This window comes from Halomonas sp. KM-1, assembly GCF_000246875.1.
GTDB lineage: Bacteria > Pseudomonadota > Gammaproteobacteria > Pseudomonadales > Halomonadaceae > Halomonas > Halomonas aerodenitrificans.
On record NZ_BAEU01000124.1, the window covers coordinates 125,147 to 137,531 of the forward strand.

At 63.3% G+C, this 12,385-nt stretch carries 13 protein-coding genes; 8 read left to right on the forward strand and 5 right to left on the reverse strand.

Annotated features, from left to right (window positions below; translation table 11 throughout):
• Positions 1–49: 49 nt before the first annotated feature.
• Positions 50–1,216 carry a transglycosylase SLT domain-containing protein gene (locus B8115_RS14505; protein ID WP_010628538.1) on the reverse strand — a complete coding sequence of 389 codons (1,167 nt, stop codon included), beginning with the start codon at positions 1,214–1,216 and terminating at the stop codon, positions 50–52.
• A 94-nt stretch (positions 1,217–1,310) separates the two neighbouring features.
• A complete protein-coding gene (gene gloB, locus B8115_RS14510) occupies positions 1,311–2,078 on the reverse strand; it encodes a hydroxyacylglutathione hydrolase (RefSeq protein WP_010628539.1) in 768 nt (255 codons plus the stop codon).
• Positions 2,079–2,289: 211 nt separating this feature from the next.
• Between gloB and B8115_RS14515 the strand changes: the two genes are divergently transcribed.
• The 4 genes from B8115_RS14515 to nudC are packed head-to-tail and all read left to right on the forward strand — an operon-like array spanning position 2,290 to position 5,074.
• Positions 2,290–3,048, forward strand: a complete 759-nt coding sequence (locus B8115_RS14515; RefSeq protein ID WP_238539226.1) for a class I SAM-dependent methyltransferase — start codon at positions 2,290–2,292, stop codon at positions 3,046–3,048.
• A complete protein-coding gene (gene rnhA, locus B8115_RS14520) occupies positions 3,041–3,538 on the forward strand; it encodes a ribonuclease HI (RefSeq protein WP_010628541.1) in 498 nt (165 codons plus the stop codon). Before B8115_RS14515 ends, rnhA begins: the two co-directional genes overlap by 8 nt.
• A gap of 2 nt (positions 3,539–3,540) precedes the next feature.
• Positions 3,541–4,305, forward strand: coding sequence for a DNA polymerase III subunit epsilon (gene dnaQ, locus B8115_RS14525; RefSeq protein WP_010628542.1), 765 nt, complete (start codon positions 3,541–3,543; stop codon positions 4,303–4,305).
• Positions 4,292–5,074 (forward strand): NAD(+) diphosphatase, encoded by a 783-nt coding sequence (gene nudC / locus B8115_RS14530; RefSeq protein WP_010628543.1) that lies wholly within the window; start codon positions 4,292–4,294, stop codon positions 5,072–5,074. The genes dnaQ and nudC overlap by 14 nt, the downstream gene beginning before the upstream one ends.
• A gap of 72 nt (positions 5,075–5,146) precedes the next feature.
• Here nudC and B8115_RS14535 read toward each other — a convergent pair whose 3' ends face one another.
• Positions 5,147–5,458, reverse strand: coding sequence for an SCP2 sterol-binding domain-containing protein (locus B8115_RS14535; RefSeq protein WP_010628544.1), 312 nt, complete (start codon positions 5,456–5,458; stop codon positions 5,147–5,149).
• 142 nt (positions 5,459–5,600) lie between these two features.
• Between B8115_RS14535 and sohB the strand changes: the two genes are divergently transcribed.
• Complete coding sequence (gene sohB, locus B8115_RS14540; RefSeq protein WP_010628545.1) at positions 5,601–6,638, forward strand: protease SohB; 1,038 nt, start codon at positions 5,601–5,603, stop codon at positions 6,636–6,638.
• A gap of 18 nt (positions 6,639–6,656) precedes the next feature.
• On the opposite strand, the gene B8115_RS14545 is transcribed toward sohB, so the two are convergent.
• The gene (locus B8115_RS14545) at positions 6,657–6,977 is read right to left on the reverse strand and encodes a helix-turn-helix transcriptional regulator (protein ID WP_010628546.1); all 321 of its coding nucleotides are present in this window, start codon (positions 6,975–6,977) and stop codon (positions 6,657–6,659) included.
• Positions 6,978–7,358: 381 nt separating this feature from the next.
• Between B8115_RS14545 and B8115_RS14550 the strand changes: the two genes are divergently transcribed.
• The 3 genes from B8115_RS14550 (at position 7,359) to B8115_RS14560 (ending at position 10,986) form a co-directional block, all read left to right on the forward strand.
• Positions 7,359–9,269 (forward strand): propionyl-CoA synthetase, encoded by a 1,911-nt coding sequence (locus B8115_RS14550; RefSeq protein WP_026038138.1) that lies wholly within the window; start codon positions 7,359–7,361, stop codon positions 9,267–9,269.
• A gap of 209 nt (positions 9,270–9,478) precedes the next feature.
• Entirely contained in the window at positions 9,479–10,150 is a 672-nt protein-coding gene (locus B8115_RS14555; RefSeq protein WP_010628548.1) for a 7-cyano-7-deazaguanine/7-aminomethyl-7-deazaguanine transporter, read from the forward strand.
• A 53-nt stretch (positions 10,151–10,203) separates the two neighbouring features.
• On the forward strand, positions 10,204–10,986 hold the full coding sequence (locus B8115_RS14560) for an alpha/beta fold hydrolase (RefSeq protein WP_010628549.1): 783 nt from the start codon (positions 10,204–10,206) through the stop codon (positions 10,984–10,986).
• A gap of 19 nt (positions 10,987–11,005) precedes the next feature.
• Here B8115_RS14560 and B8115_RS14565 read toward each other — a convergent pair whose 3' ends face one another.
• A complete protein-coding gene (locus B8115_RS14565) occupies positions 11,006–12,283 on the reverse strand; it encodes an ABC transporter substrate-binding protein (RefSeq protein WP_010628550.1) in 1,278 nt (425 codons plus the stop codon).
• Between the last annotated feature and the right edge of the window lie 102 nt (positions 12,284–12,385).

Here is a 12,385-nt window from a genome sequence, read left to right on the forward strand (position 1 = left end):
GGCCACCCGTCGCTTGTAAACCTCGGTTTGTGCTGCGTTGCTGCCTATTTTACCGTGCGGCCAGGCTGCGATGAGGAATCTCGAGCGTCTGGCCCACCTGAATGGTGTCGCCACGCAGGCCGTTATGCTGGCGTAGCTCGGCCACGCTGATGCTATGACGAGCCGCAATGGCAGAGAGACTGTCGCCTCGTTGCACCAGATATTGGCTGTCGCCAGCCGGCGCTGGTGCTGTTTGCGGTGCCGGAGCGCTCAGCTCGGCCAGTATCAGCTCTTCCTGTTCGACCGGCACCAGCACCACCTCGACCGTGGACGGGTTGGCGCTACCGTTGGTAAGGCCGGGATTGAGCGAGGTGAGTTCCGAGGCGGCAACGCCAGTCGCCCTGGCCAGTTGGGAAAGCTCGATGGGCCGATTGACCGGCACCTTGGCAAAGGCAGGCGCATCGTCGATCTCGGGCAGGGCGACACCATAGGCATCGGGATCTTCGATGATCGCTGCGATGGCGTTCAGCTTGGGCAGGTATTGCATGGTTTCGTTGGGCAACTGCAACTGCCAGTAATCACCGGCTTCGCCGCGAGCTTGAGCGCCATGCCGCGCGCGGTTGACCGTACCGGCGCCGGCGTTGTACGCCGCCAGCGAAAGCTCGATGTCGCCTTCATACCACTGCTCGGCCTGCAGCTCGATGTAGTCCAGCGCGGCGTGAGTGGCAGCAACCACATCGAGACGCCCATCGTAGCCGCCATGCCGGCGCAGCCCCAGGGCATCGGCGGTCCCGGGCATGAACTGCCAGAGCCCGGCTGCGCCCCGGTTGCTGCGGGCATGGGGGTCGTAGGAGCTTTCGACGAAGGGGATCAGGCTCACTTCGCCGGGCAGCCCGCGCAGTTCCACCTGCTCGGTGATCCAGGCCATCCAGGGGCGGGCGCGCTCGATGATCTCGACCACGTTGTGGGGGTTGGCGCGGTAATGCTCGATCCAGTGCTGCACCCGGGCGTCATGGCGACGATCCTGCCACGCCAGATTGTCGCGCAACCGCTCCCAGGCATCTCCCGGCATGGCCTCGAGATTCAGGTCGTCCCAGAAATGGTGAGTGGGCAAGGCAGGTGAGGCGCCCGGATGAGGTGATGCCAACAGCGCCGGGCTGGTCGCCGACAGCGCGCCAATCATGGCGATACCCCCGGCAAGTGCCAGCGTCCACTGCCTCGTCGTTCGATAAGTCATGCGTTCTCCTTCTGGGCATTCGTCGTCGCGTTGCCCATGGGATTCGTCGATTCTTGAAAAGCCGTGTCTTGAAAACGTGTCTTTAAAATCGATGTCAGAAACCGTCTTTCCAGGCACGCAGGGTCGCGAAGGTGCTCTGGTCGGTTTCGGTATTGCCATGCTGAGAAGCGGTGGCGCGTACGTCCGGGTCTGCACAGCGCAAGAAGGGATTGATGCGCTTCTCGCGTGCAATCTGGCTGGGCAGAGTGGGGCGGTCGTGCTCGCGGGCACGCCGAGTTTCCGCCAGGGCATCGGCAACGTCCCGGTTGTGCGGGTCCGCCGCCTGAGCAAATTTCAGGTTGGCCAGGGTGTACTCGTGAGCCGCGAAAACCAGAGTGTCGTCCGGCAGCGCGGCCAGGGTCTGTAGAGAGCGGTACATCTGCTCCGGGCTGCCTTCGAACAGCCGGCCGCAGCCCCCCGCAAACAGCGTGTCGCCGCAGAACAGCAGTGGGGGGATGCCAGCCGTGAAGAAGGCGATATGATCGAGGGTATGGCCGGGCACCTCGTGGACGTCGAAGCGACGTCCCATGACGCGGCAGGAGTCGCCTTGACCGACTCGCTGCGTCAGGCCCGAGATAGCCGGGTTGTCGGGGCCGATGACCTCGGGTGAATAGCGTTCGATGAGCTCCGGCAGGCCACCCGTGTGGTCGTGATGATGATGGGTGACGAGAATGGTGCCGAGGGCGAGGCCTTCCTGCTCCAGCGTCTGGATGACCGGCGCCGCATCGCCTGGATCCACGACACAGGCTTCCGGGCTCGTATCCTGGCGCAGTAGCCAGATATAGTTGTCGCTAAAAGCGGGAATCGGTGTCACGCTCAGCATAGGCGGTCTGTCCTTGTTGCGTCGTCAACCGAATTGTCAACCGAAATGAATGCAGCTCGCCGGTGTTTCCCATTGCGTCCGGCGTCACTTGGGGTCGCCAGCATGCGAAACATGGCGACGAAATAGCGGCCAATTAGCCAAAAATTGCCTGCAAAACCGGTGATCATGGAGGTAATGGTCGGAAATGTCAAATCCGCACGGAGCGGCCACCTTGGCTCAGCTGTATCGAGAGGGGCATCGCTACTGGTCCAGCGAGAACGGACAGGCGCATTGGCGTGCCGAACGGGCCTGCCTGGGTCCCGTATGTGAAAGCCTGCACGGCGGCCACAGTCTTGAACTGGGAATGGGGCCTTCGCTGACCGACATGTCACCCATCCGCCATAACATTCGCTGGGCTCCCACCGCCGAGCTCTCCGAGTCTGCGTCGAGCCTGGTCTGTCCGCTGGACGCGCTCCCTCTGCCGGATGAATGTCTGCATCTGGTCATCGTGCACCACTTGCTCGAACTCGTGGAAGAACCGCACCGGCTACTGCAGGAAGCAGCTCGGGTCACGGCGGACGATGGCTGTCTGATCGTACTGGGCTGGATGCCGCTGGGCATTACCGGCCTGGCACGGCTCTCGCCCAGGCGGCGTAACCGCTTGCCCTGGCGTGGTCACTGGAGAACCCCGGCAAAGCTCGGAGACTGGCTGGCGTTTGTCGACTTTCGCATCGAGCGGGTAGACTATTGCGGCTTTCATCTTCCTGGCAGCCTACCTAACAATGCCACGCTCGAAACTCTCGGGCGGCGGCATAACGTGCCGCTGGGCGATAGCTACATCATTCGTGCCAGACGCCGAGCGCGCCTCGTTCAGAGTCAGCGACCCAAGCTGCGCATTCAGAGCAGCCTGGGCGGCGGAGCCCTGGGTCATGCGACGCGTGTCGGAAGTACCGCGCCGGAACCAAGTAGAAGGACCACCGAAGTTGAGTGACAGTGAGCGCGATCAGCCCCTCCCCAGCGTGACGATACACACCGATGGTGCCTGCCGCGGTAACCCGGGCCCGGGGGGGTGGGGGGCCGTACTGGAAAGCGGCAGTCACGAGAAGACCCTCAATGGCTTCGAGGCGAACACCACCAACAATCGCATGGAGTTGATGGCCGCCATCATGGCGTTGCGCACGCTCAAGCGCCCCTGCGAGGTGGAGCTCTGGACCGACTCCGAATACCTGCGGCTCGGCATCACCGAATGGATCCACGGCTGGATGAAGCGCAATTGGAAGACGGCCAATCGTCAACCCGTCAAGAATGCGGAGCTTTGGCGCGAGCTGCTCGAGGAGACTCGGCGCCATCGGATTCATTGGCATTGGGTCAAGGGGCACAGCGGCCATCCCGGCAACGAGCGCGCCGATGCGCTGGCCAACGCCGCCATCGATGCCCACCGGACCAGCTCCAAGCCCACCATCACTCAACCTGAGTCCTAGCCATGCGTCAGATCGTGCTGGATACCGAAACCACCGGTATCGACCCCCGGGAAGGCCACCGCCTGATCGAGATCGGTGCCCTCGAGCTCGTGAACCGCCGATTCACGGGACGCACCTACCATCAGTACATCAATCCCGAGCGCGAGGTCGAGGCCGAGGCCATCGGGGTGCACGGCATCACCAACGAGTTTCTCGAGGACAAACCGGTCTTTTCCGCGGTCGCCGATGAGTTCTGGGCATTCGTGCGCGGTGCCGAACTTGTGATCCACAACGCCGCGTTCGACGTCGGCTTCATCGACCACGAGTTCAACCTGCTTCTGTCGGCTCGCGGTGAGCCACGCCTGGGGCCGGTGGCCGAGCACTGTCGAATCCTGGATACGCTGAAACTGGCACGCGAGCGCCACCCCGGCCAGCGCAACAACCTGGATGCCTTGTGCAAACGCTACGAGATCGACAACGGTCATCGTGTGCTGCACGGCGCCTTGCTCGATGCAGAGATCCTGGCCGAAGTCTATCTGGCCATGACCGGTGGTCAGACGGCGCTGTCGCTGGATGCGGAGGAGAGCAGCAGTAGCGACGCCATGGCCAGCGGCCTGTCCATCAGGCGCCTTGCCTTGCCTGCCGGCACTCTGCGCGTGGTGCAGCCCGGCGCCGAGGAACTGGCTGCCCACCGTGCCAAGCTCGAGCAGATTCGTCAGGCATCGGGCAGCTGTCACTGGGACGCGCTGCTAGGCCAGACGCACGAGGCCAGCGATGCTGCGCCGTGAGCTACCGCTCGGCTGTAGCCACGGCCGCCTGATTCGAGTGGCCGATGGACGCATTGCCATCGGCCCGGATGGTAGCCCGCTGCAGCCGGAACAACCCTGGCCCCAGAGTGTGCAGCCGCTGGCCTTCTGGCATGACGAGCCGATCGCGCTGTCGGTGGAAGAGCATGCCGACGAGAGTTGGCCCGATGGACGACAGTGGCTTGCACGTCTTCCGGAATCCTGGTTTCCGCTGATCTCCACCGCGCTGCAGGTGGCAGCCTGGATACGCGATCATCGCTTCTGCGGGCGCTGCGGAGCGCCCTCGGCGCGGCTCGATGCCGAATTCGCCATGCACTGCGCGCAGTGCGGGCATCGCAACTATCCGCGCATCTCGCCCTGCATCATCACCCTTGTCACTCATGGCGAAGCCATGCTGTTGGCTCGCAGTCCGCGCTTTCCGCCGGGACGCTACTCCACGCTGGCCGGCTTCATCGAGCCGGGCGAATCGGCCGAGGAGGCGGTTCACCGCGAGGTGCACGAGGAGGTGGGCGTCAGCGTAGGGCGCATACGCTACTACCGCAGCCAGGCTTGGCCCTTTCCCCACGCCCTGATGCTGGGCTTCTTCGCCGAAGCCGCCAGCCGGCGCATTCGTATCGACGGCATCGAGATCGCCGACGCCGCCTGGTTCACGCCCGGCCGGCTGCCCCAACTTCCGCCGACATACTCCATATCCCGGGCGCTGATCGAAACCCACCTGGCCGAGGTCGCGGGCGGGGTCGCGCGTAAATGACAGGCGGTGGCATGCAGTAAAGAAAAGGGCCGCCTGTTGGCGGCCCTTCGACGCTGTGTCCACGCGGGTCGATCAGCGATTAGGGAACAGGCTGGTGAGCTTGGTGGCCAGCATCACGTTACCGGTGGCCTTGAGCTTGCCTGTCATGAAGGCCGTCATGCCATTGACGTCTCCAGTCATGATGCCTTTCAGGGTATCGGTGCTCATGGAGAGCGAGACGGAAGGGTCGTCATGCTCGCCCTCCTCGATTGCCAGGGTGCCATCCTTGACGACCAGATAATGGCTGCCGTTGTCGCTGAAGTGGAACTGGAAGACATCGTCCATGCCCTTGGCGGCCTGGGGATCGAAGCGCTCTTGCAGTTTATCGAGGGTCGAGATGGACATGGTATTTCCTATGGGTATTGAGCCGGGGACTTGAGAACCTGTTTGTCAAAGGTTATTTCAAACGATTGTTTCAATCAAGTCCGTTGTCAATGTCCTCGGTCGAGGTCACGATTGGCAATCAACCAACGGAGGGAGTGGCAACGTGAATGAATGGCTGATGGATATCGGGCGCTTCATCGTACAGATGTCGGTACTCACGCTGCTGGTCGTCGTGGCGGTGGTGGTCATTGCCCGGATCAAGGGCGAGGGCCGCGAGCGCACACGGCTGAAAATCGAGGAGTTGAACGACCGGCTGGAGTATCGCCGGCGACGCCTGACCCTGGCCGCCACCGAGCCCAGTGCGCGCAAGCGCCTGGTCAAGGCCTTTCGGCGCGACGACAAGAGCCGTTCCCGCAGCCGCAAGTCGCCGTCCGAGCCGCGCCACACGGTCTGGGTGCTGGATTTCCGCGGTGACATCAAGGCCTCGGGCGTGGGGCGCTTCGCCGAGGAGATCTCCAGCGTGATCGCCGCGGCCGAAACGGGAGACGAGGTCGTCGTGCGTCTCGAGTCCGCCGGTGGCCTGGTGCACTCCTACGGGCTCGCCGCCGCCCAGATGGATCGCCTGCGCGAGGCCGGGCTGAAGACCACCGTCTGCGTGGACAAGGTTGCTGCCAGCGGCGGCTACCTCATGGCATGTGCCGCCGACCAGCTGCGTGCCGCACCGTTTGCCGTGCTGGGCTCGATCGGCGTCGTCGCCCAGTTGCCCAACGTTCATCGCCTGCTGAAACGCCACGACGTCGATGTCGAATTGCTCACGGCCGGTGAGTACAAGCGGACGCTGACCGTCTTCGGTGAGAACACCGAAGAGGGGCGTGAAAAGTTCCAGTCCGATCTCGACAACATTCACGCTCTGTTCAAGCGTCACGTGGCCGAACGGCGCCCCGATCTCGATATCGAAGCAGTGGCCACGGGCGAGGTGTGGTACGGGCGGGACGCCCTGGACAAGGGGTTGATCGATGTGCTCGGTACCAGTGAGGCTTATCTGGTATCGCGTATGGAAGAGGCACGCATCATTGGCGTTCGTCTCGAGACCCGCCACCCGATGGGCGAACGGCTGGGAATGGCAACCAGCAAGGCCGTCGAGGGAGCCATCATGCGTGTGCTCGAGCGCCTCGACGCCAGCCGCTGGGAAAAACGCTGAGTGCGGCGTCGCAGCCGCTCACGCCTCCTGCAAACGCACCAGGGCGTCGATCATGCGACGCGCCTGTTCGCCCTGCAGCGAGTAGTAGATGGTCTGCGATGCCCGGCGCGTCGACACGAGCCCTTCACGACGCAGGATCGCCAAGTGCTGCGAGAGGGCGGATTGGCTCAGCGAAAGCCGCTGGTTGAGTTCGGTCACCGAAAGCTCGGCACCGTCCAGCAGACACAGGATACGTAAGCGATTGTCGTTGGCCAGTGCCTTCAGCAGGGCAGTGGCGTTGTCGATGGCCGGGTTGCCAGCTTGAAGAAGCCGGCTTGCAGCGCTGTGCGAGGTGCTCATGATGTTCTCCCCATATTGCCCGAGCCACAGTGGCTTGACTCAGGGCTTGGCGGCTTCAGGCATCTACCTCGGTCCGGGACAAGACAGCGCAAACGACATGTCACAGCCGTTGCTGTTCGGCAGCGCCCAATCTTGGTCATGGCATTGCTGATTTAGTCATCATTGATAGTGACATCCTCCCTGTCAAACGGAGAATCAACCAAAGTCGCTATTTCCTCCTTGCTGCTCCTCTCTTTTGCTTCTCATTGTCAACAACCCGGTGGTGCCTGACGACAATGTGCCGGCTTTTTTCTCGATATTAGCCGATGGTATGAAGGAAAAACCGAAGAAAATCTCTAAAGTGTCAACAATCAAGTTCTCTTCGATGTCGGACAGATGCCCATGCCAGCCTACAAAAACGAATACCAACGCTCGATCGAACAGCCGCAATCCTTCTGGGCCGACCAAGCGCGCCGGATCCCTTGGTTCACGTCACCCAAGACCGTCCTCGATTACGACGAGCAGGGGCACGCTCGCTGGTACACGGACGGCGAACTGAACCTGTGCCACGCCGCCCTGGATCATCATGTCGACCAGGGGCGAGGCGACCAGCCGGCCATCTATTGGGACTCGCCCGTCACCGGGGGGAAACGCACGCTGACCTACCGCGAGATGCGCGACGAGGTGGCACTGTTCGCCGGCGCGCTCAAGGGGCTCGGGGTGGAGAAAGGCGATCGCGTCGTCATCTACATGCCGATGGTGCCGGAGGCGCTGGTGGCGATGTACGCCTGCGCGCGCTTGGGCGCCGTGCACTCGGTGGTATTCGGCGGTTTCGCCCCTCACGAGCTCGCCGTTCGCATCGACGACGCCAAGCCCAAGGTCGTGGTGGCGGCCTCCTGCGGCGTCGAAATCGACCGGGTCATTGCCTATCAGCCGAACATCGCTGCAGCGATCGAGCTGAGCGAGCACAAGCCCGATGCTTGCATCTACCTGCAGCGTCAGCAGCAGTTGGCCGAACTCGGTCCGCGCGATCTTGATTGGGCCGAGCTGCTCGAGAACGCCGAGCCGGCCGACTGTGTGCCGGTGAAGGGGAGCGATCCTCTTTACGTTCTCTACACTTCCGGGACGACCGGCAAGCCCAAGGGCGTGGTACGCGACACGGCGGGATACGCCGTAGCACTGCATTACTCGATGGAAACCATCTACGACGTGGCCCCTGGCGACGTATTCTTCTCGGCCTCGGACGTGGGCTGGGTAGTGGGCCACTCCTATATCGTCTATGCCCCGCTGCTGCGTGGCTGCACCACCGTGGTCTACGAAGGAAAGCCCGTCAAGACGCCTGACGCCGGCGCCTTCTGGCGGCTGATCAGCCAGTATCGGGTCAAGAGCTTCTTCACTGCGCCGACGGCCTTCCGCGCCATCAAGAAAGAGGACCCTGACGGCATCCTGCTGCAGCAGTACGATATCTCCTGCCTCAAGGCGCTCTATCTGGCGGGTGAGCGCCTCGATCCGCCGACGTTCCACTGGCTGGACGACCTGCTCGACGTGCCGGTCATCGACCACTGGTGGCAGACCGAGACCGGCTGGCCGATAGCAGCCAATCTGCAGGGGCTCGAACCGATGCCGACCAAGGCCGGCAGCGCCACTGTGCCGGTGCCCGGCTTCAACGTGCAAATCCTCAACCGGGAAGGGGAGCAGGCCGCGCCGATGGAACAGGGCAGCGTGGTCATCAAGCAGCCCATGCCGCCGGGCTGTCTGGTCGGCGTATGGGGCGATCCTCAGCGGTTCCACAGTGCCTACATGGCCGCCTTCCCCGGCTATTACCTGACCGGCGACGGCGGCTACTTCGACGAAGAGGGTTACCTCTTCATCATGGGCCGCACCGACGACGTCATCAACGTGGCCGGACACAGGCTCTCCACCGGCGAGATGGAAGAGGTGGTCGGCGCCCACCGGGCCGTGGCCGAATGCGCAGTGATCGGCATTCACGATGCCCTGAAGGGGCAGATACCGGTCGGCCTGGTCATCCCCAAGGACGGTTTCGATGGCGACGAGGTCACCCTGGAAAACGAGCTGATCGCGCTGGTGCGGGAGAAGATCGGTCCGATCGCCTGCTTCAAGCAGGTGTTGGTGGTCAACCGCCTGCCCAAGACCCGCTCGGGCAAGATACTGCGCAAACTGTTGCGCAACATCGCCGATGGCAAGGAGTACGGCGTTCCCTCGACCATCGACGATCCGGCAAGCCTGCAGGACGTGCACGAAGCCATGAAGGCGCGTGACGTGGGCTCGGCGAACGAGGCACGCCAGGTCTGAGCGCCGAGCGCTGAGCCGCCACCCGGCGGCTCAGCGCTCCATTTTCACTTTGTCTCCTCCTGTCTTCGGACAGGCATTGGCCAGTGACAGCGGGCCACGTATAATCCCTGCCTCATTCCGGCACCCGACGATACGGGTACCGGCGAGGGTTCCCTCACCCCTCGTCATCGACTTGGCCGCCGCGGCGGCCGTCCAAAAAGGATTCACTCATGTTCGTCCTGTCCGAAGCGCAGCAGCGACGCTGCCTACTGCTGCTGGTGTCGTTTCACATCCTGGTCATTGCCGCCAGCAATTACCTCGTCCAGCTGCCGTTCACGCTGTTCGGCTTCCATACCACCTGGGGGGCGTTCAGCTTTCCCTTCATCTTTCTCGCCACCGACCTCACCGTGAGGCTGTTCGGCAAGGAGCCGGCCCGCGCCATCATCATGCGCGTGATGCTGCCTGCGCTGCTGATCTCCTACGTCGTCTCGGTCGTCTTCCCCCGTGGCAGCTTCGCCGGCCTGGAAGCGCTGGGCGAGTGGAACCTCTTCGTGGCGCGCATCGCCTTGGCAAGCTTTGCCGCCTACGTGCTCGGCCAACTGCTCGACGTACAGGTCTTCGATCGCTTGCGCAGCCTGCGAGCCTGGTGGGTCGCCCCGGCCGTTTCCACCGTGCTGGGCAATCTCGCCGATACCGCCGCGTTCTTTGCCATGGCCTTCTATCGCAGCCCTGATCCCTTCATGGCAGCCAACTGGGTCGAGATCGCCACCGTGGACTATGTCATCAAGCTGGGCATCAGCCTGTTGTTCTTCCTGCCGCTCTATGGCGTGTTGCTGAGCTCGCTGAGCCGCAGGCTGGTGCAAATCACCGGGCAGCAGGATCTGGCACCGCAGCGGCTCTGAACGATGCTCAGACCAAAATGCCCGGGCCCACACGCTCATGTAAGGGAGGAAGGATGACCGTCGAACTCAATTTCCAGGATAGCGGTGGAGAGGGTACCCCGCTCATCGTCGTCCACGGCCTGCTGGGCAGCGCCGACAACTGGCGCTCCCACGTCAAGCAGTGGCAGGAGCAGCGCCGGGTAATCGCGGTCGACCTGCGCAATCACGGTCGCTCGCCCCACGCCGATGGCATGAGCTATGGCGAAATGGCCGAGGATCTGCTGGCTCTGATGGATCGCCTGGGAATCGACCGGGCACATCTGCTGGGGCATTCCATGGGTGGCAAGGTGGTCATCAGTCTGGCCCGCATGACGCCACAGCGAGTGGCGTCGCTGATCGTGGCCGACATCGCACCGCAGAAGTACGGCCATGGCCACGACGCGGTCTTTGCCGGCCTGCGCAATCTGCAGCGCGGCAGGCCGGAAAACCGACGCGAGGCGGATGCACTACTGGCCGAACATGTCGAAGAACGTGCCACGCGCCTGTTTCTCGCCACCAACCTGGAGCGCGATGCCGAGGGCATGCTGGCATTGCGAGTGGGGCTCGACCAGATCGAGACAGGCTACGAGGAGATCATGCAGGCGCCTGCCGGTGAGGGCGCTTTCGATGGGCCGGTGCTGGTGCTGCGTGGAGGCCGTTCGCACTATGTCCCGGATTCGGCGCTGCCGGCGCTGCGTGAGGTATTGCCGATGGCCGAAGTGGTGACCCTGCAGGACGCCGGCCACTGGTTGCATGCCGAGCAGCCCGAAGCCTTTCAGGCCAAGGTCAACGCTTTTCTCTCAGCCTTGTCAGCCTGATTTCCACCATACGCATCGGCTAGGGAGTGGCCGTACCCAGGTCTATCGCGAGCCGCTCCAGGGGTGTTGGCACCTCGATGATGCCGGCCTCCAGCAGGTACTGCTCGAGGCGCAGATAGCGCCCCTTGTCCACGGCCGCCGGTTGCAGCGAGAAGCGCGGGGCGATGCCAGCCCAGGCTTCCCGATTGATCGGGTCGGCCAGGGCGGGTTCGGCCTTTTCCAGTAACTCCCACGCCTCCCGGGGATGGTTGACGATCCACAGCGTCGCTTCCTCCAGTGCCGAGACGAAGCGGCGCAGTGCATCGCGCTTGCCATTGAGCTGATCGCGGTTGGCCATCAGGATCAATCCATCATGCAGTGGCAGGCCGAACTCCTCGATCGGCAGGGTGTGGGTCAATATGCCTTCGTCGGCCAGTTGGCGCGGCAGCAGGTAGCGATGGTGCATCATCATGCCGTCGACGTCCTGGGCGCGCATGGCATCGAGCATGCCGTAGTTGGTGTCCTTCAACTCTACCAGATCCAGTCCGTTGGCCGTTCCCAGCAGTTCGCTCAGCACGCTCTGCAGCATGGCATCGCGACCATCGGCATCGGTATAGCCGATGCGCATGCCTTCCACGGCCAAGTCCTGTTTCTCCGAATCGGCATTGGCACGCAGCATCAGCCCCGAGACGGGGGCCGCTATCAGGGTGGCGATACGCACCAGCGGCATGCCGCTATCGACCAGCAGATGCAGCTGGGTCTGGCGCCCCAACGCAAGGTCGGTTCGTCCTGCAGCCAACAGCTTGGCGGGTACGTTGGGATCGGCCGGCACCACCAGCGCCACGTCCAGTCCGCGACGCAGGAACATACCTTTTTCACGTGCTATCAGCAGGGTGGCGTGCTGGGGATTGAGGTACCAGTCCAGCGTCACGCTCAGTTGGGTGGTGGGTGGCGGTACAATCGGATCGGCCGGGGCAGTGACCACCGTTGGCACGTCCGGCGCGGGCTCGCTCGAGCTTGCCTCGTGCTCGTCGAGCGCGCCTGGTGCCTCTGGCAGAAGGTGCCCGATGACCCCGGCACCCTCGACGACGGGGGGCGCCTCGACCAGCGGCACGGCGCCATCCGGTGCCATGGCCTCGCCGGTCACCAAGGGGGGGAACACCGTGACCTCGGTATCGAGTTCCAGCGGCGGTACGGGTAGCGGATCAGCCTCTTCCGCAACCGGCTCGGCTTGCAGCAACAGCGGCAGCAACAGCAGGGCAGTCGTCAACGCCACTGCCAGGATGCGAATCATGGTGCTGCGATCAGGCTTGGCCATGGCGCTCCAAAGCATGTGTAATCTTCAGTAAGCGACCAGTTTATCGTTGTCATGACAGGCATGGCTAGCTGAGACCGCCCTGCGAGAGTATGGGCGGCATGG

What these genes read in the sequence shown, in the direction of transcription:
- nudC (WP_010628543.1), top strand. Translation starts at nt 4,292, where the DNA reads ATGCTGCGCCGTGAGCTACCGCTCGGCTGTAGCCACGGCCGCCTGATT.
- B8115_RS14550 (WP_026038138.1), top strand. Translation starts at nt 7,359, where the DNA reads ATGCCAGCCTACAAAAACGAATACCAACGCTCGATCGAACAGCCGCAA.
- B8115_RS14560 (WP_010628549.1), top strand. Translation starts at nt 10,204, where the DNA reads ATGACCGTCGAACTCAATTTCCAGGATAGCGGTGGAGAGGGTACCCCG.
- gloB (WP_010628539.1), bottom strand. Translation starts at nt 2,078, where the DNA reads ATGCTGAGCGTGACACCGATTCCCGCTTTTAGCGACAACTATATCTGG.
- B8115_RS14565 (WP_010628550.1), bottom strand. Translation starts at nt 12,283, where the DNA reads ATGGCCAAGCCTGATCGCAGCACCATGATTCGCATCCTGGCAGTGGCG.
- B8115_RS14555 (WP_010628548.1), top strand. Translation starts at nt 9,479, where the DNA reads ATGTTCGTCCTGTCCGAAGCGCAGCAGCGACGCTGCCTACTGCTGCTG.
- B8115_RS14535 (WP_010628544.1), bottom strand. Translation starts at nt 5,458, where the DNA reads ATGTCCATCTCGACCCTCGATAAACTGCAAGAGCGCTTCGATCCCCAG.
- B8115_RS14545 (WP_010628546.1), bottom strand. Translation starts at nt 6,977, where the DNA reads ATGAGCACCTCGCACAGCGCTGCAAGCCGGCTTCTTCAAGCTGGCAAC.
- dnaQ (WP_010628542.1), top strand. Translation starts at nt 3,541, where the DNA reads ATGCGTCAGATCGTGCTGGATACCGAAACCACCGGTATCGACCCCCGG.
- B8115_RS14505 (WP_010628538.1), bottom strand. Translation starts at nt 1,216, where the DNA reads ATGACTTATCGAACGACGAGGCAGTGGACGCTGGCACTTGCCGGGGGT.